The organism is Variovorax sp. SRS16, from assembly GCF_901827165.1.
Lineage (GTDB): Bacteria > Pseudomonadota > Gammaproteobacteria > Burkholderiales > Burkholderiaceae_C > Variovorax.
In genome coordinates this window covers 2,566,674-2,586,201 of sequence record NZ_LR594666.1, presented here as the reverse complement: position 1 = coordinate 2,586,201, position 19,528 = coordinate 2,566,674, and the positions used below count along the sequence as shown (strand labels likewise).

The 19,528-nt window shown below is 66.2% G+C and carries 21 protein-coding genes; 16 read left to right on the top strand and 5 right to left on the bottom strand.

The features are described from left to right. Positions 1 to 157 precede the first annotated feature (157 nt). Positions 158 to 610 (top strand): DUF192 domain-containing protein, encoded by a 453-nt coding sequence (locus E5P2_RS12515; protein ID WP_162567485.1) that lies wholly within the window; start codon positions 158 to 160, stop codon positions 608 to 610. Positions 611 to 670: 60 nt separating this feature from the next. Here the strand turns inward: E5P2_RS12515 and E5P2_RS12510 are convergent, their stop codons facing one another. Together E5P2_RS12510 and xseA are read right to left on the bottom strand one after the other, a co-directional pair. Then, positions 671 to 1,252 carry a superoxide dismutase gene (locus E5P2_RS12510; protein WP_162567484.1) on the bottom strand — a complete coding sequence of 194 codons (582 nt, stop codon included), beginning with the start codon at positions 1,250 to 1,252 and terminating at the stop codon, positions 671 to 673. Positions 1,253 to 1,299: 47 nt separating this feature from the next. Next, positions 1,300 to 2,613, bottom strand: coding sequence for an exodeoxyribonuclease VII large subunit (gene xseA, locus E5P2_RS12505; protein ID WP_162567483.1), 1,314 nt, complete (start codon positions 2,611 to 2,613; stop codon positions 1,300 to 1,302). 312 nt (positions 2,614 to 2,925) lie between these two features. On the opposite strand from xseA, the gene E5P2_RS12500 reads away from it, so the two are divergent. From E5P2_RS12500 to adk, 6 genes are all read left to right on the top strand, one after another. Further along, positions 2,926 to 3,558: a MotA/TolQ/ExbB proton channel family protein gene (locus E5P2_RS12500; protein WP_162567482.1), complete on the top strand. Its 633-nt coding sequence runs from the start codon at positions 2,926 to 2,928 to the stop codon at positions 3,556 to 3,558. A 2-nt stretch (positions 3,559 to 3,560) separates the two neighbouring features. Continuing rightward, positions 3,561 to 3,986: an ExbD/TolR family protein gene (locus E5P2_RS12495; RefSeq protein ID WP_162570466.1), complete on the top strand. Its 426-nt coding sequence runs from the start codon at positions 3,561 to 3,563 to the stop codon at positions 3,984 to 3,986. 2 nt (positions 3,987 to 3,988) lie between these two features. Next, entirely contained in the window at positions 3,989 to 4,975 is a 987-nt protein-coding gene (gene lpxK, locus E5P2_RS12490) for a tetraacyldisaccharide 4'-kinase (protein ID WP_162567481.1), read from the top strand. Further along, positions 4,956 to 5,138 (top strand): Trm112 family protein, encoded by a 183-nt coding sequence (locus tag E5P2_RS12485; protein ID WP_093107755.1) that lies wholly within the window; start codon positions 4,956 to 4,958, stop codon positions 5,136 to 5,138. Before lpxK ends, E5P2_RS12485 begins: the two co-directional genes overlap by 20 nt. 18 nt (positions 5,139 to 5,156) lie before the next feature. Continuing rightward, a complete protein-coding gene (gene kdsB, locus E5P2_RS12480) occupies positions 5,157 to 5,924 on the top strand; it encodes a 3-deoxy-manno-octulosonate cytidylyltransferase (RefSeq protein WP_162567480.1) in 768 nt (255 codons plus the stop codon). A gap of 127 nt (positions 5,925 to 6,051) precedes the next feature. Next, positions 6,052 to 6,708: an adenylate kinase gene (adk, locus tag E5P2_RS12475; RefSeq protein ID WP_162567479.1), complete on the top strand. Its 657-nt coding sequence runs from the start codon at positions 6,052 to 6,054 to the stop codon at positions 6,706 to 6,708. A gap of 31 nt (positions 6,709 to 6,739) precedes the next feature. On the opposite strand, the gene E5P2_RS12470 is transcribed toward adk, so the two are convergent. Continuing rightward, positions 6,740 to 7,738, bottom strand: a complete 999-nt coding sequence (locus E5P2_RS12470; RefSeq protein ID WP_162567478.1) for an asparaginase — start codon at positions 7,736 to 7,738, stop codon at positions 6,740 to 6,742. A gap of 73 nt (positions 7,739 to 7,811) precedes the next feature. On the opposite strand from E5P2_RS12470, the gene lexA reads away from it, so the two are divergent. From lexA to E5P2_RS12450, 4 genes are all read left to right on the top strand, one after another. After that, on the top strand, positions 7,812 to 8,486 hold the full coding sequence (gene lexA, locus E5P2_RS12465; protein ID WP_093107767.1) for a transcriptional repressor LexA: 675 nt from the start codon (positions 7,812 to 7,814) through the stop codon (positions 8,484 to 8,486). A gap of 141 nt (positions 8,487 to 8,627) precedes the next feature. After that, positions 8,628 to 8,972 carry a hypothetical protein gene (locus E5P2_RS12460; protein WP_162567477.1) on the top strand — a complete coding sequence of 115 codons (345 nt, stop codon included), beginning with the start codon at positions 8,628 to 8,630 and terminating at the stop codon, positions 8,970 to 8,972. A gap of 149 nt (positions 8,973 to 9,121) precedes the next feature. Continuing rightward, the gene (locus tag E5P2_RS12455) at positions 9,122 to 10,129 is read left to right on the top strand and encodes a D-2-hydroxyacid dehydrogenase family protein (protein WP_162567476.1); all 1,008 of its coding nucleotides are present in this window, start codon (positions 9,122 to 9,124) and stop codon (positions 10,127 to 10,129) included. Between the two features lie 11 nt (positions 10,130 to 10,140). After that, entirely contained in the window at positions 10,141 to 11,301 is a 1,161-nt protein-coding gene (locus E5P2_RS12450) for an MFS transporter (protein WP_443083515.1), read from the top strand. Here E5P2_RS12450 and E5P2_RS12445 read toward each other — a convergent pair. Continuing rightward, positions 11,291 to 13,201: a tetratricopeptide repeat protein gene (locus E5P2_RS12445; RefSeq protein WP_162567474.1), complete on the bottom strand. Its 1,911-nt coding sequence runs from the start codon at positions 13,199 to 13,201 to the stop codon at positions 11,291 to 11,293. The genes E5P2_RS12450 and E5P2_RS12445 overlap by 11 nt on opposite strands. A 346-nt stretch (positions 13,202 to 13,547) precedes the next feature. Between E5P2_RS12445 and E5P2_RS12440 the strand changes: the two genes are divergently transcribed. The 5 genes from E5P2_RS12440 to E5P2_RS12420 are packed head-to-tail and all read left to right on the top strand — an operon-like array spanning position 13,548 to position 19,039. Continuing rightward, positions 13,548 to 15,068, top strand: a complete 1,521-nt coding sequence (locus E5P2_RS12440; RefSeq protein ID WP_162567473.1) for a 3-hydroxyacyl-CoA dehydrogenase — start codon at positions 13,548 to 13,550, stop codon at positions 15,066 to 15,068. Positions 15,069 to 15,078: 10 nt separating this feature from the next. Further along, positions 15,079 to 15,858 (top strand): oxepin-CoA hydrolase, alternative type, encoded by a 780-nt coding sequence (locus E5P2_RS12435; RefSeq protein WP_162567472.1) that lies wholly within the window; start codon positions 15,079 to 15,081, stop codon positions 15,856 to 15,858. Positions 15,859 to 15,915: 57 nt separating this feature from the next. Continuing rightward, on the top strand, positions 15,916 to 16,638 hold the full coding sequence (locus E5P2_RS12430; protein ID WP_162567471.1) for a Crp/Fnr family transcriptional regulator: 723 nt from the start codon (positions 15,916 to 15,918) through the stop codon (positions 16,636 to 16,638). Positions 16,639 to 16,651: 13 nt separating this feature from the next. Continuing rightward, positions 16,652 to 17,740, top strand: coding sequence for a phosphotransferase (locus tag E5P2_RS12425; protein ID WP_162567470.1), 1,089 nt, complete (start codon positions 16,652 to 16,654; stop codon positions 17,738 to 17,740). A gap of 27 nt (positions 17,741 to 17,767) precedes the next feature. Continuing rightward, on the top strand, positions 17,768 to 19,039 hold the full coding sequence (locus tag E5P2_RS12420) for an acyl-CoA dehydrogenase family protein (protein WP_162567469.1): 1,272 nt from the start codon (positions 17,768 to 17,770) through the stop codon (positions 19,037 to 19,039). Here E5P2_RS12420 and E5P2_RS12415 read toward each other — a convergent pair whose 3' ends face one another. Then, positions 19,040 to 19,504: a GNAT family N-acetyltransferase gene (locus tag E5P2_RS12415; RefSeq protein WP_162570465.1), complete on the bottom strand. Its 465-nt coding sequence runs from the start codon at positions 19,502 to 19,504 to the stop codon at positions 19,040 to 19,042. Positions 19,505 to 19,528: the final 24 nt, after the last annotated feature.

Below are 19,528 nucleotides of genomic sequence, written 5' to 3'. Positions count from 1 at the left end.
GACGAAAAAGCGTTCTGCGGAACGCTTTTTTTTCGCCTACGCGGCCCAGGCCTTCGCATGACGCCGGCGTCGAAGACAAGGTAAGCTTCACACGCAAATTTGGTCGTGCCCGCAACAGCGGGCATTGTTGTTTACGGTGTCCGCCAGAAAGTCCACCATGCTGCGACGAATTCTTAGCCTCCTTGTGTTCTCGGTCCTGTCGACGGCATTTGCGCATGCCCAGGAACCGCAGATGGACCTTCAGCGCACGAAGTTGTCGGTCGGCATGTACCAGATCGACGCACAGGTCGCGCAGACGCCCGAACAACGCGAGATCGGTCTGATGTTCCGCAAGGAAATGCCGCAGTTCGAAGGCATGATCTTCGTGTTCGAGCAACCGGCCACGCAGTGTTTCTGGATGCGGAACACGATCCTCCCGCTGACTGCGGCCTTCGTGGCCGACGACGGTCGCATCGTGAACCTGGCCGACATGCAGCCGATGACCGAAAACTCGCACTGCTCCGAGGAGCCGGTGCGTTTCGTCCTCGAGATGAACCAGGGTTGGTTCGCCCACAAGAACATCAAGAAGGGCGCGAAGCTCGGCGGCGTGTTGTTCGCGAACAGGCACTGAACGCCACGCCCCATGAAAAAAGCCGACCCACGAGTCGGCTTTCTTTCGGGCTGAATCGGATCAGCCGAAGTTCTTCGCCACGAAATCCCAGTTCACCAGCTTGGCAAGGAAAGTCTCGACGAACTTGGGACGCAGGTTGCGGTAGTCGATGTAGTAGGCGTGTTCCCAGACGTCCACCGTCAGCAGCGCCTTGTCGGCCGTGGTCAGCGGCGTACCGGCCGCGCCGGTGTTGACGATGTCCACCGTCCCGTCACCCTTCTTGACCAGCCAGGTCCAGCCCGAGCCGAAGTTGCCCACCGCGGATTTGACGAACGCCTCCTTGAAGGCCGCATAGCTGCCCCACTTGGCGTCGATGGCCTTGGCCAGCGCGCCGGTGGGTTCGCCGCCGCCCGCAGGCTTCATGCAATTCCAGAAGAAAGTGTGATTCCAGATCTGGGCCGCGTTGTTGTAGATGCCGCCGCTGGACTTCTTGACGATCTCTTCGAGTGTCATCTTCTCGAACTCCGTGCCCTTCTGCAGGTTGTTCAGGTTCACGACATAGGCGTTGTGGTGCTTCCCGTAGTGGTACTCCAGGGTTTCCTTCGAATACTCGGGCGCCAGCGCGTCCATCGGATAGGGCAGAGGAGGAAGAACGTGTTCCATGTTGTATCTCTCGGGTTGGTTGTGGGATGAAGGATTCTAGAAAGGAATTAGGCGGCTGGCGTCGGATGCTTTCCCGTTGTCCCTGTTCTCAGCACCGTCAGATCGACAGCACCGTCGGCCAGACGCGCGCTGACCTCGTCGCCGGGCGCAAGCCGAGCCACGCTCGTGATCGCGTGACCCGCCGCGTCCGTCAGCCACGCGTAGCCGCGCTGCAAGACCAATGCAGGATCCAGCAGCTGCAGTCGAAGTGCCGCCCGATCGAGCCGCTCGTGATGCCGGGTCAGGACGTCCCCGACCCTGCGTGGCAACTCGGCCTCCAGCGACTGCCGGGACTGCGCCAGGCGCTGCACTCTGGACAGAACCGCGTAGTGCAATCGCTGCGCCTGATGCGCCAGGCGCAGCTGCTGCCGCGCCGCCAATGCCGAAGGACGGCCGAGCCGGCTGGCCGCCAGGTCGAGGCGCTGGTTCAGCGCGTCCACCCGAGCGGACAGCGCTTCGGTCAGGCGCTCTTCGAGCAATTCCAGCGCACCCAGCCAGAGCTCGCGCGGGGCCGCGACGAGTTCGGCGGCGGCCGTGGGCGTCGGGGCACGCAGGTCGGCGCAGAAATCGGCAATGGTGAAGTCCGTCTCATGGCCGACGCCGCTGATCACGGGCACCGGACTCTGGACGATCGCGCGGGCCAGCATCTCGTCATTGAAGGCCCAGAGATCCTCGATCGATCCCCCGCCGCGCACCAGGAGGATCACCTCGACGGCCGGCTGCAGGTCATACAGCGACTGCAGCGACCGAACGAGTTCCGCCGGCGCGTTCGCACCCTGGACGGCCGCCGGCGCGATCACCACCGGAATATGCGGCACGCGGCGGCGCAATGCGGTCACGACGTCGTGCAGCGCGGCCGCCCCCAGGGACGTGACGACGCCGATCGCGCCCGGCATGGCAGGCAGCGGTCGTTTGCGCGCCGTATCGAACAACCCTTCGGATTCCAGCTTGGCCTTGCGCTGCAGGAATTGCTCGAACAGCGCGCCCTGCCCCGCGCGGCGCAGGCTCTCGACCACCAGTTGCAGATCGCCGCGCGGCTCGTAGACCGCCAACCGGCCGCGGACCTCGACCTGGTCACCGTCGCGCGGCGAGAAATCGAGCAAGCCGGCAGCGCGCCGGAACATGGCGCACCGCAGCTGACCGGACGCATCCTTCAGCGAGAAATAGCAATGCCCGCTGGCCGCACGGGAAAAGCCCGAGATCTCACCCCTTACCGCCACCGGATTGAAGCGCGCATCGAGCGCATCCGCAACGGCGCGGCACAGGGCGCCAACCGCCCATACCCGGGCCGTCGATGCCGGATAGGGCTCGCGTTCACCCATGGGCAGCCCTGTTACAGATCAGCAGTCGTCCACAGCCGACGAGCGCTCGTCCTCGGCACGGACCGAACCGGCACCACATGCACGGCTTTCCGTGCAAAACATTGATTTCATTGGGAAAAGCGGTGCTCAAAATTCGATCGATTCAATGGAAGGCCCAGGGCATGCGGGTCTAAATGAGTTGCTCGGCTTGTTAGCCACAAAGTTATCCACAGAAACTGTGCGGCAACGCCTACAGCGAATACAGGGCGAAGGCTGGACCGGCTCGGTGGATAATCGCCGCGCATTTGCAGTCCACCAGGACGGAGGATTTTTTTGTTTTCCATCATAGTTGCTGCGGGTTGGCCCATCTGGCCGCTGCTCGCCTGTTCGGTGATCGCCCTGGCGCTGGTCATCGAGAGATTCACAAACCTGAAAACCTCCAAAGTCCTGCCTCCGAAATTGCTCGATGAAGCCATCACGGTATCGCGCGCCGCCATTCCAGGTCCCGACGTCGTGACCAAGCTCGAACGGAACTCGGGGCTCGGCGAAGTGCTGGCCGCCGGCTTTCGCGCCATGAACGCCAATCCGCTCTCGACCGAGGACGACCTGCGTGCGGCGATGGAGGCCGCCGGGCGCATGGTCGCGCACCGGCTCGAGCGCTACCTGCCGGCATTGGCAACCATCGCATCGGCCGCACCTCTGCTCGGCTTGCTGGGCACAGTGATCGGAATGATTGAGATCTTCGGCTCCCAGTCACCGGCCAACGGCGCGGTGAGCTCCGGCAATCCGGCGCAGCTGGCACACGGCATTTCCGTCGCGCTCTACAACACGGCCTTCGGATTGATCATCGCGATCCCGTCGCTGATCTTCTGGCGCTATTTCCGCAGCCGCGTCGACGAGTACCTGCTGAACCTGGAACTCGCCGGCGAGCGCTTCGCGCGGCACCTGAACGCCCTGCGCCGATGAGAATGCATTTTCGCCATGGCTCGCGCGATGAACCCGAGATCAACCTGATCCCGTTCATCGACGTGCTGCTGGTCATCCTGATCTTCCTGATGCTGTCGACCACCTACAGCAAGTTCACGGAGATGCAGATTCGCCTGCCGGTGGCCGATGCCGAGGCGCAGCACGACTACCCGAAGGAAGTGATCGTCGCGGTCTCGGCCGACGGGCGCTATTCGGTCAACAAGACGATCCTGCCGGACCGCAGCATCGAAACCGTGGCGTCAGCGCTCGGTGCCGCAGCGGACGAAGCCAAGGACAACGTCGTGATCATCAGCGCCGATGCCAGCGCTTCGCACCAGTCGGTGATCACGGTGATGGAAGGCGCGCGCCGCGCGGGCCTCATGCGCATCACCTTCGCCACGCAGACAGCCGCGCAAGCGGGACGCTAGCCTTGGCCTGGCTGCAGCAAGCCTGGCTGCAACGCGGCTTGATCGCGCGGCTGCTCTGGCCGTTGTCCCTCCTCTACGGCGCGCTGGCCGGCTGCCGGCGGGCGCTCTATCGCTTCGGGATACGGCCCGTCGAACGGATCGGCGTGCCGGTGATCGTGGTCGGCAACGTCGTCGCGGGCGGCTCGGGCAAGACGCCGGTGGTGATGGCGATCTTGCGGCACCTGAATGCACGCGGCATCACGGCCGGTGTGGTGTCGCGCGGCTACGGCCGGTCGACCGACGACTGCCGCGAGGTGTTCGACGACAGCGATCCTGACGAGGTCGGCGACGAACCCGCGCTGATCCGCCGCTCGACCCATGCGCCGGTTTTCGTCGCCCGGCAGCGTGCGGCAGCAGCCCGCGCCCTGCTTGCGCGCCATCCTGCGATCCAGGTCATCGTGAGCGACGACGGCCTGCAGCATTGGGCGCTGGCGCGCGACGTCGAGATCTGCGTCTTCGACGATCGCGGCACCGGCAATGGCTGGCTGCTTCCGGCCGGCCCCTTGCGCGAGCGCTGGCCGCGCCCCTGCGACCTGATCCTTCATACCGGGCGCCACCCGGCATTTGCCGGATTCGGCGCCCGCCGCATGCTGGCCGACCATGCGCTGCAAAGCGACGGCACGGCCATTGCGCTGTCCTCGTTGAGCGGACGGCACCTGATCGCCGTCGCCGCGATCGCAAAGCCCGACGCGTTCTTCCAGATGCTTCGCGAGGCCGGTCTGAGCCTGGCGCAATGCATCGCATTGCCCGATCACGACGATTTTCATGACTGGACGCCCCCGCCCAACGACGGCAGCCACACGCTGATCTGCACGGAAAAGGACGCCGTGAAACTGTGGCGAACGGCCCCTGCAGCCTTGACCATCCCTCTGGTGTTCGAACCCGCGCCGGCCTTTTTCGCCGCGCTCGATGCGAAGCTATCATCCCTCGATGGACACCAAGCTGCTTGAACTGCTCGTCTGCCCCGTGACCAAGGGCCCGCTGACCTGGAATGCAGAGAAGCAGGAGCTTGCCTCGCGCAGCGCACGCCTCGCTTATCCGGTGCGCGACGGCATCCCCGTGCTGCTCGAGACGGAAGCACGCACCCTTTCCGACGAAGAATTGGGCCTTTGAGCCGGGCCGCGGCAAAGCGTGGTTTCGTTCACCGTTCTCATCCCTGCCAGGCTGGCGTCGACGCGCTTGCCGGACAAGCCGCTGGCCGACATTGCCGGCCTGCCGATGGTGGTTCGCGTTGCGCAACGCGCGCATCAGTCTGCCGCACGCAGCGTCGTGGTGGCCGCGGACGATGCGCGCATCGTTGCCGCTTGCGAGGCCCATGGCGTGCAAGCCCTGCTCACCCGCACCGACCATCCCAGCGGCAGCGATCGCCTCGCCGAGGCCTGCACCCTGCTCGGCCTCGCGGACGATGCGATCGTCGTCAACGTGCAGGGCGACGAGCCACTGATTGATCCGGCGCTCATCGATGCCGTCGCCCACACTCTGGACTCGCATCCCGATGCGGCGATGAGCACGGCAGCACACGTGATCGACTCGGTCGACGATTTCGTGAATCCGAATGTCGTGAAAACCGTGCTCGATGCGCAGGGCAACGCGCTTTACTTCAGTCGCGCGCCGATCCCATGGTGGCGCGACGGCTTTGCTGGGAAAGGCCCGACCACATTGCCGCGTGCACCGCAAGCGCTGCGTCATATCGGCATCTATGGCTACCGCGCCGGGTTCGTGCGCCGGTTTCCGGATCTGCCGCCGGCACCGATCGAGGGCACCGAAGCGCTGGAACAGCTGCGCGCACTGTGGCACGGGCACCGCATCGCGGTGCATGTCAGCGACCATGCGCCAGGGCCGGGCATCGATACGCCGGAAGACCTGGCCCGCGTGCGCGCCCTGCTGTCGGCCGCGTAGCCAGCCTCGCCCTGGTCCGCGATTCGGCCGCGGGACGCATGCTATCCTCGATCCAACTCCGCCCTGCGCCGCTCACGTGGCGAGTGTGCATGGCGCGACAGAATTCAAAGAACCGTCCGAGGACACCATGAGACTGATTTTGTTGGGCGCCCCCGGGGCAGGCAAAGGCACGCAGGCCGCCTTCATTTGCCAGAAATATGGCATCCCCCAGATCTCCACCGGGGACATGCTGCGAGCCGCGGTCAAGGCGGGCACCGCGCTCGGCCTGCAGGCGCAGGCCGTCATGGCATCCGGCGCACTTGTGAGCGACGATCTGATCATCAACCTCGTCAAGGAACGTCTCGCACTGCCGGATTGCGCGAACGGTTTTCTCTTCGACGGCTTTCCTCGCACCATTCCGCAGGCCGAAGCCATGCGCGCGGCGCAGGTCAACCTCGACTATGTGCTCGAGATCGACGTGCCTTTCGCAGACATCGTCGAGCGCATGAGCGGTCGCCGCTCGCATCCGGCCTCGGGACGCATCTACCACGTCAAGTTCAACCCGCCGAAGACCGAGGGCAAGGACGACCTGACGGGCGATGACCTGGTCCAGCGCGAGGACGACAAGGAAGCCACCGTGCGCAAGCGCCTCGAGGTCTATAGCCAGCAGACGCGTCCCCTGGTCGACTATTACGCGGCATGGGCCAAGGCCGAGCCGGCTGCGGCGCCGAAGTACCGCGCCATCAGCGGTGTGGGCACGGTCGATGAGATCACTCAGCGCGCGCTCACGGCGTTGAGCAGCTGATCGGCCCCTTCGCGCGAACATTCCGGTTCTCTCAGGCGGTCGATGGGCTGCCCAGGAGTTCCAGCATGAGGGCGATGCGCGCCTTCACCGGCGTCAAGGCGCCGGCGCTGGGTATCGATTCCGCTTCGCCGGCTTTCGGCAGGATGCGCCCCTGCGCGCATCGCGTCGCACGCACCACGGCCACACCGGCGGATTGCGCCCGAAGCGCTGCCTCTTCGAGCGCATGGTGAAGCGTGCCGTTGCCGGTGGCCGCGAACACCAGGCCTTGTACCGGCTCTGCCGCACCGAGCCGACGCTCCTGGAGCAGTGAATCGACGATGCTCCCGCGCGCCTCTGCGTGGCTCACCAGGATCTCGACCCGAGGCCATGTCCGCGCTTCGATCATCCGTTCGAACAGGCCTGAGGCGACATCGGCGGCCGCGCCGGGCCAGCTTCTGTGGAGCCGCACAAGGCCTTCCTCGACATAGCCCAACGGGCCCGCGTCACCGGAATCGAATGCATCGAGCCGATAGGTGTGGACCTTGCGCACATCGAACGCGCTGTGCACGGTCCCTGCACACACGGCCACGACGCCGTGTGCACCTGGCATCGCAGCGACCACGAGGGCATCGCGCATGTTCTGCGGTCCGTCGGGTGCCAGGGCGGTGGCCGGCCGCATCGCGCAGGTCAGAACCACGGGCTTGTGCGGCAATAGCACCGATTGCAGGAAGAACGCCGTCTCTTCCAGCGTGTCGGTGCCATGCGTGATGACGATGCCCGCCACGTCGGGCGCGGCGAGCCAGTGAGCGCAGCGCAGGGCGAGCTCGCGCCAGACCACCGACGTCATGTCCTTGCTGTCGATCTGCGCGACCTGCTCCGCCAACAATGAAATTCCGTCCGGCGCCTCGATGCCGCTCAGCAGATCCGACACGCCCACCTGGCCGGCGGCATAGCCGATGTTGTCACCGGGCGCCGCCGCCCTTCCGGCGATGGTGCCGCCCGTCCCCAACACGATCACGCGGCGCCGGCCGTCTCGAATGTCCTGGGCCATGGCTTGCCAACTTTCTGAAACTGGTTAAAAATACAGGTACTGGATATTCAGCCAGTGCCGCAAGGAGTCATTCATGCAGTTTGCCGTCAAGCTTACCGCCCGTCAGCAGCAGATCCTCGACCTCATCCAGAGTGCCATCGCGCGCACCGGCGCTCCGCCCACTCGCGCCGAGATTGCCGCCGAGCTCGGCTTCAAGTCGGCCAATGCAGCCGAAGAGCATCTTCAAGCGCTGGCCCGCAAGGGTGTCATCGAACTCGTGAGTGGCACTTCGCGCGGCATCCGCCTCAAGGGCGATGCGCTGCGCTCCCTCAACGAATCCCGCAACAACCAGTTCTCCCTGTCCCTCCCCGGCATGGCCCAGTTGGCGCTGCCGCTGATCGGCCGTGTGGCCGCAGGCTCGCCCATCCTTGCGCAAGAACACGTCGATCAAACCTATTACGTGGAAAACACGCTGTTCCAGCGCCAGCCCGACTACCTCCTCAAGGTGCGCGGCATGTCCATGCGCGACGCCGGCATCATGGACGGCGATCTGCTTGCCGTCCAGGCCACCAAGGAAGCCCGCAACGGGCAGATCGTGGTGGCACGGCTGGGCGATGAGGTGACGGTCAAGCGCCTCAAGCGCAATAAGCAGGTCATCGAACTGCATGCGGAAAATCCCGATTACCCCACCATCGTGGTTCAGCCCGGCGAGCCCTTCGAAATTGAAGGCCTTGCAGTCGGCCTGATCCGCAACACGATGCTGATGTAGCTGCGGCAGTCATCGCATGCAGCCGCATGCATGAAGATCCCGGCCGCGACAGGTGGCGGGCGTATGGCGAAGGCCATCACCCTGTCGAAGCCGATGAAAGCAATCCTGCCTGTGTTCAACCTCTGATTTTCTGGAGTTCACATGGGAATCGCTCTTCTCAGCATTGCTGATTTTTTCACGCCACTGCAATCGCTGGCGAGCCGCTGGATGCCGGCTCGTCGATCGCGCCGCACCGCTTCGGCTGGCCTGCGGTACGTGAGTGTTCGGCCCAGCTGCGCGGTGCACCCCGGCGCAGCCGCGCAGGCCGAAGTGCCAGCGCCGATGCGTCCCTTGCGCGTCGTGCGCACGGTCGACGCCCAGCAATCCGGCCGGCGTGCCAGTCGCGTGTTGATTTCCGGCCGCATGGTCGACGTCTGCGCCGAGCTCGATCGGCTGGCCGCCCTGGAGGCCGCGGACGCAACACCACGAGCAGCCGGACTGCATTGACACGGAGCGGCCTGTCGCCGGCGCAGGTTCCAGACCCGCGCCGCGGGCGTTCGCCGAGGCGATGACCTAGCCGCACGCGCATCCGGCCGAACCGTGTCCAGCCACGCGCCGACACGGCGCGTTGGCAACGCGAGGCACAATGGCACGCCATGAACATTGTGATCCTCGACGACTATCAGGACGCGGTGCGCAAGTTGCGCTGCGCCGCCAAGCTCGATGCGTACGCAGCCAAGGTCTATACCAATACGGTCAAGGGCATCGGACAGCTCTCGATCCGGCTCAAGGACGCCGACGTGATCGTGCTGAACCGCGAACGCACCCAGGTGTCCCGTCAGCTGATCGAGAAGCTGCCCAAGCTCAAGCTGATCTCGCAGACAGGGCGCGTCGGCGCACACATCGATGTGCACGCCTGCACCGAGCAAGGCATTGCGGTGGCCGAAGGCACGGGTTCGCCGTTGGCACCTGCAGAGCTCACCTGGGCGCTCATCATGGCCGCGATGCGCCGCCTGCCGCAGTACATCAGCAACCTCAAGCACGGCGCGTGGCAGCAGTCGGGCCTCAAGTCGGCCTCGATGCCGCCCAACTTCGGGCTCGGCTCGGTGCTGAAGGGCAAGACCCTCTGCATCTGGGGCTACGGCCGCATCGGCCAATTGGTCGCCCGCTACGGACAGGCCTTCGGGATGCAGGTGGTGATTTGGGGCCGCGAAGAAAGCTGCGCCAAGGCGAGGTCCGACGGCCTGCAGGTGGCCCCCAACCGGGACGCCTTCTTCATGGCTGCCGACGTGCTGTCGATCCATCTGCGCCTGACGGACGACACGCGCGGGCTGGTGACGCTGGAAGATCTGTCGCGCATGAAGCCGACCGCACTCTTCGTCAACACCTCGCGGGCGGAACTGGTCGAACAGGATGCCCTGCTCGCCGCGCTCAATCGCGGCCGGCCCGGACTGGCGGCGATCGATGTGTTCGAGAGCGAACCGCCGCTGCAAGGCCACGCGCTGCTGCGGCTGGAGAACTGCATCTGCACGCCGCACATCGGCTACGTCGAGCAGGACAGCTACGAGATGTACTTCGGCCAGGCCTTCGACAACGTCGTCAGCTTCATCAAGGGCAACCCCACCAACATCGTCAATCCCGGCGCGCTGCAGGTCCGTCGTTGAAGCAGCCCGCATTGCCGGCTGCATCGTGGGCGCTGCTGGCGGGTAACTTCGTGATCGGCACGGGCGTGATGGTGGTGCCCGGCACGCTCAATGAACTCAGCACCTCGCTGGAGGTCAGCCCCGCGACCGCCGGCCAGCTGATCACCGCAGCAGCGATCGTGATGTGCCTGGGCGCACCCCTGCTGGCTGCCGTGGTCGCGGGGTGGGACCGCCGCATCCTGCTGAGCTGCACGATGCTGTGGTATGCCGCAGGGCATTTACTCGCCATGCTGATGCCCAACTTCGGCGGCCTGCTGGCGGTGCGCATGCTCACGGTCGTCGCGCCTGCCATCTTCACCGCGCAAGCGGCCGCGTGTATCGGCATGCTGGTGCCCGCCGAACAGCGAGGCCGTGCCGTCACCTTCGTCTTTCTGGGTTGGTCCGTGGCCTCGGTGCTGGGCTTGCCGATCGGCGCGGTCATCGGCGGCCACTTCGGGTGGCGGACGGCCTTCGCGGCGATCGCGTTTCTTTCCGTGCTGAGCGCATACGGGATCTGGTCCCGGCTTCCGGCCGGCATCCGCCCCGCCGCGTTGTCGCGCGAGGCCTGGGGACGCGTGCTCAGGAATCCCTTGCTGATGGGCGTCGTGTCCGTCACTGCCCTGCAAGGTGCAGGGCAATTTGTCCTGTTCAGCTATTTCGCGCCCGTTCTCCGGCAGACCCTGGGCGCGAACGCAAGCGAACTGGGCCTCGTCTGGGGCTGGTTCGGCATCTGCGGTCTCGCGGGCAACGTGCTGGTGAGCCGTTACATCGACCGCATCGGCGCGTCGCGCATGGTGTTGATCACCACGGTGCTGATCGGCGTGAGCCTGCTTCTGTGGCCGCTCGGAATCACGCTCGGATGGCTGGCGTTGATCCTGGTGCCCTGGGGCTTGGGCTGCTTCGCGGCCAATTCGGCGCAGCAGGCGCGACTGGTTTCGCTCGCGCCGGTCCTGGCGCCGGGCTCGGTCGCGCTGAACAGTTCCGGCATCTACGTGGGGCAGGCCGTCGGCGCCGCCGCGGGCGGCTGGCTGCTGGCCCATGAGGCCGCCAGCTGGATGAGCTGGGTCGGCCTCGTGACGATGCTGTTGGCGCTGGCGCTCAGCGTGGCGGTGGACCGCGCACAGCTGGCGCGCGGTGCAGCGCTCAGCGTTTGACGGGCCGCGGTGCGATTTCCGCTTCGGTGGTCGGATCGAACAGTTCGAAGTCGATCACATTCGGGTCGATCGGCGGTACCGGCTTGGGCGTTTCCATCGGCGCCGCAATGGTCTCGTAAGCCGTCCTGTCGAATTCCGCAAGATCCATCTCGCCGACAGCTGCACTGTGCGACGCGCCATGAACCGGGCCCGGCGCCGCCACCGGCGCATCCGGAACCAGGACCGTATCGTGCTGCAGGCCGTGGTCGATCGCGCCATAGATCGATGCCGGCAGCGTCGGCCCATCCGTCACGGGCTCGGGCGGACTCTCGGGCTCGACAGGCGCCGAGGCCGTCGGTTGCTGGTCGTGCGCATAGGTATCGAGGAACGAATGCGGCGTGACCGGTGCGGGCGGCGCACTGTCCGGATCGATCACTTCCTTGGCCACCGAATACAGCAGCAGCAGCTCCTGGTAGGCGGCAAGGTCGAAGGCGTCTTCTTCGTGCGAACCGGGCTTGCGGAACACCAGTTCCTCGATAAGGGCCAGGGTGCCTGGCGCCGGCCACTGCGACTCGATGCGCGCCAGGGCACTGCGGTAGTGCTCGAGCCCTCTGCCCGTGTCGGTGAACTTCTCGAACACGGGCACGTCGGCATTGAACGCACGTTCGAATTCCTCGGCCAGCCGCGCATAGTCTTCCTGGCGTCCCAGCGAGTGGAAGATCCGCAGGAGGTCGAGGTATGCCAAGGCGCTCGTGCCGGGATTGGCGGCGATGTGCTCGCGCAGCACCGCGATCGCCTGGTCATGCTGGCCCAGCGAGAGAAAGAAGTCCGACTGCTGCTGCACGTCGAACAGCTCTTCGGTGTTGACAGGCCGCACCGGCGCGCCATCGGGCGTACGCGCCGGATGCGGTATCGGTTCGTCGAAGCCGCTGTCCTCGTCGGGCTCCAGCGCAGCGAAAGGCGCGGCACCGAAGGTGGTGGAATTGGCGCTGCGACGTGCAGACGCCGGATCCTGGTCGGCATCCGAATCGAGTTCGTCGTCGAACGAAACGCTGCGCGGATTCGACCGAGTCGGCGGCTCCTCTTTGCGCAGTGACGCTTCGCCCCACCAGGCAGGTGCCGCAGCCCGTCGTGCCAGGCGCCACAACATAAAGATGGCCAGCAGAGCGAGCAGCAAGAGAAAGATCAGCGCATAGACGAGCGGATTGCGATAGCGGCTCTCGCGCGCCTCGGCAAGTTCGCTTTGCACTGCGAGCAGGGTACGCTGGTTCTGGGCAGTCTGTTGACGCAAGGTCGCCAGGGTGGCCTCCAGCGTCTGCATGCGTTGCGCGTCGCGCTCGGCGGTTTCGGATCCGCTGCCCGTCATGGCACGCCATTGGCTCGCTGCCTCGGCGCGCCGGGCCGGATCTTCGGCGGCCGGCCCCGCCGCAAGTTGCGAAGAAGTCTTGAGGCCCGCCTCCACGGCGGGAACGGGCTCCATCGGCTCCAGCTGAAGACGGGGTGCGCCAGTCACCACCTCGTGCTTCGGCTCGGCGGCCGATTGCGGCGTCGGCGCAGCGGCACGTGGCGCGGCCGGTGCTTGCGCGACCACGACCCGATGCGGCACCGGTGCAGGACGGCGGCGCGGCGGCAGCGCGTTGGGATCACGCGCTCGCGCAACGGCCGCGGACGAGCTGCTGCGCCGTCCCCGAGGCAGGTTCGACGACGTCCCGTTCTCCTCGCCGAACGATGACCCACGCGCGGCCTCCTGCGACCTATCGGACGATGCCTGCGGACCCGACGAAGAAACACCCGGCAAGGCGACATCCGCTGGCACGTCGGCGAGCAGCACGAAGACACGGGTGGACTTCATGTCGCAGCCCGCACGCACCGTCACCGTGACCACGGGCTCTTCAACCGGCGCTCGGGAACGGATGCGCATGCGCGGGTTGCTCGGACCTGAGCCTGGTTCAAGCGCTACAGTCACACGTCCATCGGCCATGGGCGTATCGCCCTGCACGACATCGGCACCCAGACACAGGGAATCCCCCGAGTCGGCGGCATCGAGCGAAAGCGGGATCGCCATGTCAAGCGGCTTGCCGATCCAGGTAGACCCCTGGGGCCGACCGATCGTCAAGGCGGATGATTCAATGGCGAATCCCAGGAGGACCAGGACCGTCGCAAGGCGTGGGAATTGCAAAATAAGCGGGGGTGCGAAAGGCAATCAAAAGTTGACACATTCTGACACGAGGGTCAGGTCTATTCATTCACCGAGGGACAATTATCAAATGACTGTGAACTTTTCCAACATAGGTGTTATCGGCGCTGGCGCCATGGGGCGCGGTATTGCCCAGATTGCAGCACAGGCCGGAAGCCAGGTTTTCCTGCTCGACAGCTTTGCAGGTGCAGCGTCGCGTGGACGCGACGCTCTCCTCGCGCAATGGCAAAAAATGGCCGACAAGGGCAAGCTCGATGCGGCACAGCGCGAGGCCTTGTCCGCGCGGGTGCACGCCGTCGAATCGCTGCAGGCCCTCGCCGGCTGCGATCTGGTGATCGAGGCCGTCATCGAGGATCTGGAGGTCAAACGCAAGCTGTTCCTCGAGCTCGAAAGCGTGGTGGCGCCCACGGCCACGCTGGTGACCAACACCTCGTCGCTGTCGGTCACCGCGATCGCGGCGGCGCTGGCGCATCCCGGGCGCATGGCCGGGTTCCACTTCTTCAACCCGGTCCCGCTGATGAAGGTGGTCGAAGTCGTGGCCGGCTTCAAGACCGACCCGGAGGTCTGCCGGCAACTCGCCGGCTACGCTGCGCAGATGGGCCACACCGCGGTCCAGGCGAAGGACACGCCCGGCTTCATCGTCAACCACGCGGGACGCGGCTACGGCACCGAGGCCCTGCGCATCGTCGGCGAAGGTGTCGCGGATTTCGCCACCATCGATCGCATCCTCAAGGACCAGGCCGGATTCCGCCTCGGCCCGTTCGAACTGCTCGACCTCACGGCGCTCGATGTCTCGCATCCGGTGATGGAATCGATCTACCGCCAGTACTACGAGGAGCCGCGCTACCGGCCCAGCGTCATCACCGCCCAGCGCCTGACGGCCGGCGCCCTCGGGCGCAAGACGGGTGAAGGCTTCTACCGCTATGTCGATGGCGTGATGCAACAGACGCCCGAACCGCCCGTGCCGGTGGTCGACACGACGCCTGCGGTGTGGGTGTCGCCGCGCGCGGCCCGGCGGCCCGAGTTGCTGCGACTGGTGCATGAGCTCGGCGCGCAGCTCGAAAGCGGCGCAACACCCTCTTCCGCCGCACTGATCCTGGTCGCCCCGCTGGGCTTCGACGTGACGACCGTGGCCGCCGTCGAGCGACTCGATGCGACCCGCACGCTGGGCATCGACCTGATGGTGGACGATGCGGCGACCAAGCGCCGCGTGCTGGCGACCAATCCGGCCACGCGCCGCGACATGCGCAACGCGGCCCACGCGCTGTTCGCGCGCGACGGCAAGGCGGTGAGCGTGATCCGCGACAGCGGCGGCTTCGTCACGCAGCGCGTGATCGGCACCATCGTCAACATCGCGGCCGACATGTGCCAGCAGCAGGTCTGCTCGCCGGCCGACCTCGACGTCGCAGTCCGGCTGGGCCTCGGCTATCCGCAGGGTCCGTTGGCGATGGGCGATCTGTATGGCCCGACCAACGTGCTCGAAGTCCTGTTCAACCTGCAGACCGTGTACGGCGATCCGCGCTATCGCCCGAGCCCGTGGCTGCGCCGACGCGGCGCGCTTGGCCTGAGCCTCGCCCACGAAGAAGAGTAGAGAGAAACGGATGACCGCAGAACTGAAAAGCACGAGCGAAGGAAGCACCATGGTGCTCACGCTCTCCAATCCCGCGCAGCGCAATGCCCTGGGCCCCGAGATGTACGCGGCGGGCATCGAGGCGCTCAACGGCGCCGAGAACAGCGACGAGGTCCGGAGCGTGGTCATCGTGGGCGAAGGCGCATGGTTCTGCGCCGGAGGCTCGCTGCAGCGGCTGACTGCCAACCGCGAACGCGAGCCCTCGGTGCAGGCCGAGAGCATCGAGGCATTGCACACCTGGATCGATTCGATCCGCACCTTTCCCAAGCCCGTCATCGCGGCGGTGGAGGGTGCAGCGGCCGGCGCCGGCTTCTCTCTTGCGCTGGCCTGCGATTTCGTCGTCGCGGCGCGCGATGCGGTGTTCGCGGCCTCGTACAGCAACGTCGCGCTGTCGCCGGACGGCGGCCTGAGCTGGCATCTCGCGCAGTCCCTGCCGCGCCAATTGGCCAGCGAATGGCTGATGCAGGGCGAGCGCATCCAGGCACCGCGCCTGCATGCGCTCGGCCTCGTCAACGAACTCACGGAAAGCGGCCAGGCGTTGGCGACGGCCCTCGCGCTGGCAGGCCGGCTCAATGCGCGCGCGCCCAATGCGCTGGCCAGCATCAAGGAGCTGCTCAGCGACGCGCGCGGCGCGACGCTGGTCTCGCAGCTGGGCCAGGAGCGGGATCATTTCGTTCGCAACCTGCACCACGCCAACGCCGGCATCGGGATCGCCGCCTTTCTCGCCAAGCAGACGCCGCGCTACGAATGACGCCGCGCGTCTCTCGCGCGACAACCCTTCGCCCACCAGTCACCGACAGGACAGCCCATGGACGATCCCATTCTTACCATCGAAGAACGCGAGGCGATCAACAGCGGTCGCTGGTTCTCTTCCCTTTCCCCATCCCTTCGCCACGACATCCTCCGATGTGCTTTCGTCAAACGCTTCAAGGACGGCGAGCTGATCGCCGCGCGCGGCGATCCGCCCGAGCAGTGGATCGCGTGCGCCAAGGGCGCGGTGCGCGTGAGTTCGACGGCGGTGTCGGGCAAGCAGGTCACGCTGACCTATGTGGAGCCGGGCATCTGGTTCGGCGATGTGGCGATGTTCGACGGCGACCGGCGCACCCACGATGCGTATGCGCATGGCGACTCCACCATCCTGTGCGTGGCGCGCGCCGATTTCCGCAAGATCCTGTCGAATCACGTCGAGCTCTACGAAGCGCTGATGCGCCTGCAGGCGCGCCGCATCCGCACCCTGTTCGGGCTGGTCGAGGACCTCAACACCCTGCCCTTGCGCGCCCGACTCGCCAAGCAACTGATCCATCTGGTTCGCAGCTACGGCGTGCCGAACCTCGCGGACGGCAGCCAGATGCGCATCGGCCTGCAACTCGCGCAGGAGGAATTGGCGCAGCTGCTCGGCGCATCGCGCCAGCGCGTGAACCAGGAACTCAAGGCCATGGAGCGCGAGGATGCGATCCGCATCGAACCGGCCGGCCTGGTCGTGCTGGACCGCGCCGCGCTGATGCGCATCTCCGAAGCCGACGACCAATAGCGACCTCAGAGACATGACCCAGGACTTCGACAACTTCGTCGGCACCCGTGCCGTCTCCAAGCAACATCTCTTCGACGTCGATGCACTGACGGCCTGGCTCGAAAAGAACCTCGACGGCTTCAAGGGACCGCTGGCGGTCGAGATGTTCAAGGGCGGCCAGTCCAACCCGACCTACAAGCTCGTCACGCCGTCGCAAAGCTACGTGATGCGCGCCAAGCCAGGGCCGGTCGCCAAGCTGCTGCCCTCGGCCCATGCGGTGGAGCGCGAGTTCAAGGTCATGCGCGGTCTTGCCGGCACCGACGTGCCGGTGCCGCGGATGTATGGCCTGTGCGAGGACGAATCGGTGATCGGCCGCGCCTTCTACGTGATGGAGTTCATGGCCGGCCGCGTCCTCTGGGACCAGTCGCTGCCGGGCATGAGCAATGCGGAGCGCAGCGCCATCTACGACGAGATGAACCGTGTCATTGCCGCGCTGCACACGGTGGACTTCGCCGCGCGCGGCCTGGCCGACTACGGCCGGCCGGGCAACTACTTCGAGCGCCAGATCGGGCGCTGGAGCAAGCAGTACCTCGCCTCGGTCACGCAGCCGATCCCCGAGATGGACCGGCTGATGGAATGGCTGCCGGCCCACATGCCGGCCAGCGCGCGCGACGCGCAGATGAGCTCGATCGTGCACGGCGACTTTCGCCTGGACAACCTGATGTTCCACCCCACCGAGCCGCGCGCCATCGCCGTGCTCGACTGGGAGCTCTCGACGCTGGGCCATCCGCTGGCCGACTTCAGCTACCACTGCATGTCGTGGCACATCGCGCCGGGATCGTTCCGCGGCATCGGCGGGCTCGACCTCGAGAGCCTGGGCATTCCGACCGAAAGCGACTACATCCGCAAGTACTGCGAGCGCACCGGCATCACCACGCCCGAGGCGCTCGCGCCGGACTGGAATTTCTACCAGGCCTACAACCTCTTTCGCATGGCCGCGATCCTGCAAGGCATTGCCAAGCGGGTCGAAGCCGGCACCGCATCGAGCGAGCAGGCGGTGGCCTCCGGCCGCGGCGCACGTCCGATGGCCGAGATGGCCTGGCAATTCGCACAGCGGGCCTGAGGCCTTACCCCATTCACAGGAGACAGCATGGATTTCGATTATTCGGCCAAGACCAAGGACCTCCAGAAGCGCGTCGCCGCCTTCATGGACAACCACATCTACCCGGCCGAAGCCGAGTACAGCGCCGAGCTGGCGGCCAACACCGCGGCGGGCAAGCGCTGGACCGCGCTGAAGACCGTCGAGAAGCTCAAGGACAAGGCCAAGGCCCAGGACCTCTGGAACCTGTTCCTGCCGGTCGACAGTGCCGCCGCCTCCGGCTACGAAGGCGCCGGCCTGACCAACCAGGAATACGCACCGCTGGCCGAGATCATGGGCCGCGTGCCATGGGCCAGCGAAGTCTTCAACTGCTCGGCGCCCGACACCGGCAACATGGAAACCATCGCGCGCTACGGCTCCGAGGAAATCAAGGCGCGCTGGCTCAAGCCGCTGCTCGAAGGCCAGATCCGCTCGGCCTTCGCGATGACCGAGCCCGACGTGGCCTCCAGCGACGCCACCAACATCGCCACCCGCATCGAGCGGCAGGGCGACGAGTACGTGATCAACGGCCACAAGTGGTGGATCTCGGGCGCTGCCGATCCGCGCTGCGGCGTCTTCATCACCATGGGCAAGAGCGACCCCGACGCGCCGCGGCATTCGCAGCAGAGCATGGTGATCGTGCCGGCCGATGCCAAGGGCATCCGCATCGTGCGGCCGCTCAACGTGATGGGCTACGACGATGCACCGCACGGCCACGTCGAGATGTATTTCGAGAACGTGCGCGTGCCGGTGGGCAACATCCTGCTGGGCGAGGGCCGCGGCTTCGAGATCGCGCAAGGCCGCCTCGGCCCGGGCCGCATCCACCACTGCATGCGCCTCATCGGCCTGGCCGAGCGCGCGCTCGAGCTGATGTGCCGGCGCGCGTCCTCGCGCGTGGCCTTCGGCAAGACCGTCGCGTCGCAGACCGTGACGCAGGAACGCATCGCCGAAGCGCGCTGCAAGATCGACATGGCGCGCTTGCTCACGCTCAAGGCGGCCTGGTTGATGGACGTGGCCGGCAACAAGGTCGCCAAGACCGAGATCGCAATGATCAAGGTGGTCGCGCCGAGCATGGCCTGCCAGGTGATCGACTGGGCCATGCAGGTGCATGGCGGCGGCGGCATGTGCGACGACTTCCCGCTCGCCTATGCCTATGCCGGCGCGCGCACGCTGCGCTTCGCCGACGGTCCGGACGAAGTGCACCGTAACGCGATCGCGAAGTGGGAACTGGGCAAGTACGGTACCGGCAAGACCGACAACGAGATGCCCGTCACCCGGTTCTGATCAAAGCTTCTTCTGCAGGAACATCGCCGAGCCGAAGGCCGGATCGAGCTGGAAGCCGGCGAAGCCTTCGCGTTCGTAGGCGCGCAGTGCGCTCGCGTTGCCCGACAGCACTTCGAGCGTGAGCTTGCAAGCTCCGCGTGAGCGCGCCTCGGCTTCCACCCGGCCCAGCATACGCTGGGCCACACGCCGGCCGCGATGGCTCGCCAGCACGACGACATCGTGCACGTTGACCAGCGGTTTGCACGCGAAGGTCGAGAAGCCCTCGATGCAATTCACGAGACCGACGGGCTGCCCGCCGTCATAGGCCAGCACGCTGAAGGCCTGCGGCCGGGCCGCCAGCGCGCCGGGCAGTGCGGCACGCACCTCAGGTGCCAGCGGCGTCCCGCCGCCGGCCGGGTCGCACGCATAGGCGTCGAGCAGCGTGACCACCGCTTCGGCATGCGCGGGATTTCGATAGTCGGCCATCACGAGTTCGATCACGCGGATTCC

What these genes read in the sequence shown, in the direction of transcription:
- E5P2_RS12470 (WP_162567478.1), bottom strand. Translation starts at nt 7,738, where the DNA reads ATGGCCCAGGACATTCGAGACGGCCGGCGCCGCGTGATCGTGTTGGGG.
- E5P2_RS12485 (WP_093107755.1), top strand. Translation starts at nt 4,956, where the DNA reads ATGGACACCAAGCTGCTTGAACTGCTCGTCTGCCCCGTGACCAAGGGC.
- E5P2_RS12425 (WP_162567470.1), top strand. Translation starts at nt 16,652, where the DNA reads ATGACCCAGGACTTCGACAACTTCGTCGGCACCCGTGCCGTCTCCAAG.
- E5P2_RS12515 (WP_162567485.1), top strand. Translation starts at nt 158, where the DNA reads ATGCTGCGACGAATTCTTAGCCTCCTTGTGTTCTCGGTCCTGTCGACG.
- E5P2_RS12445 (WP_162567474.1), bottom strand. Translation starts at nt 13,201, where the DNA reads ATGCGCATCCGTTCCCGAGCGCCGGTTGAAGAGCCCGTGGTCACGGTG.
- E5P2_RS12440 (WP_162567473.1), top strand. Translation starts at nt 13,548, where the DNA reads ATGACTGTGAACTTTTCCAACATAGGTGTTATCGGCGCTGGCGCCATG.
- E5P2_RS12510 (WP_162567484.1), bottom strand. Translation starts at nt 1,252, where the DNA reads ATGGAACACGTTCTTCCTCCTCTGCCCTATCCGATGGACGCGCTGGCG.
- xseA (WP_162567483.1), bottom strand. Translation starts at nt 2,613, where the DNA reads ATGGGTGAACGCGAGCCCTATCCGGCATCGACGGCCCGGGTATGGGCG.
- E5P2_RS12430 (WP_162567471.1), top strand. Translation starts at nt 15,916, where the DNA reads ATGGACGATCCCATTCTTACCATCGAAGAACGCGAGGCGATCAACAGC.
- E5P2_RS12495 (WP_162570466.1), top strand. Translation starts at nt 3,561, where the DNA reads ATGCATTTTCGCCATGGCTCGCGCGATGAACCCGAGATCAACCTGATC.
- E5P2_RS12435 (WP_162567472.1), top strand. Translation starts at nt 15,079, where the DNA reads ATGACCGCAGAACTGAAAAGCACGAGCGAAGGAAGCACCATGGTGCTC.
- E5P2_RS12420 (WP_162567469.1), top strand. Translation starts at nt 17,768, where the DNA reads ATGGATTTCGATTATTCGGCCAAGACCAAGGACCTCCAGAAGCGCGTC.
- E5P2_RS12460 (WP_162567477.1), top strand. Translation starts at nt 8,628, where the DNA reads ATGGGAATCGCTCTTCTCAGCATTGCTGATTTTTTCACGCCACTGCAA.
- E5P2_RS12415 (WP_162570465.1), bottom strand. Translation starts at nt 19,504, where the DNA reads ATGGCCGACTATCGAAATCCCGCGCATGCCGAAGCGGTGGTCACGCTG.
- lexA (WP_093107767.1), top strand. Translation starts at nt 7,812, where the DNA reads ATGCAGTTTGCCGTCAAGCTTACCGCCCGTCAGCAGCAGATCCTCGAC.
- adk (WP_162567479.1), top strand. Translation starts at nt 6,052, where the DNA reads ATGAGACTGATTTTGTTGGGCGCCCCCGGGGCAGGCAAAGGCACGCAG.
- E5P2_RS12455 (WP_162567476.1), top strand. Translation starts at nt 9,122, where the DNA reads ATGAACATTGTGATCCTCGACGACTATCAGGACGCGGTGCGCAAGTTG.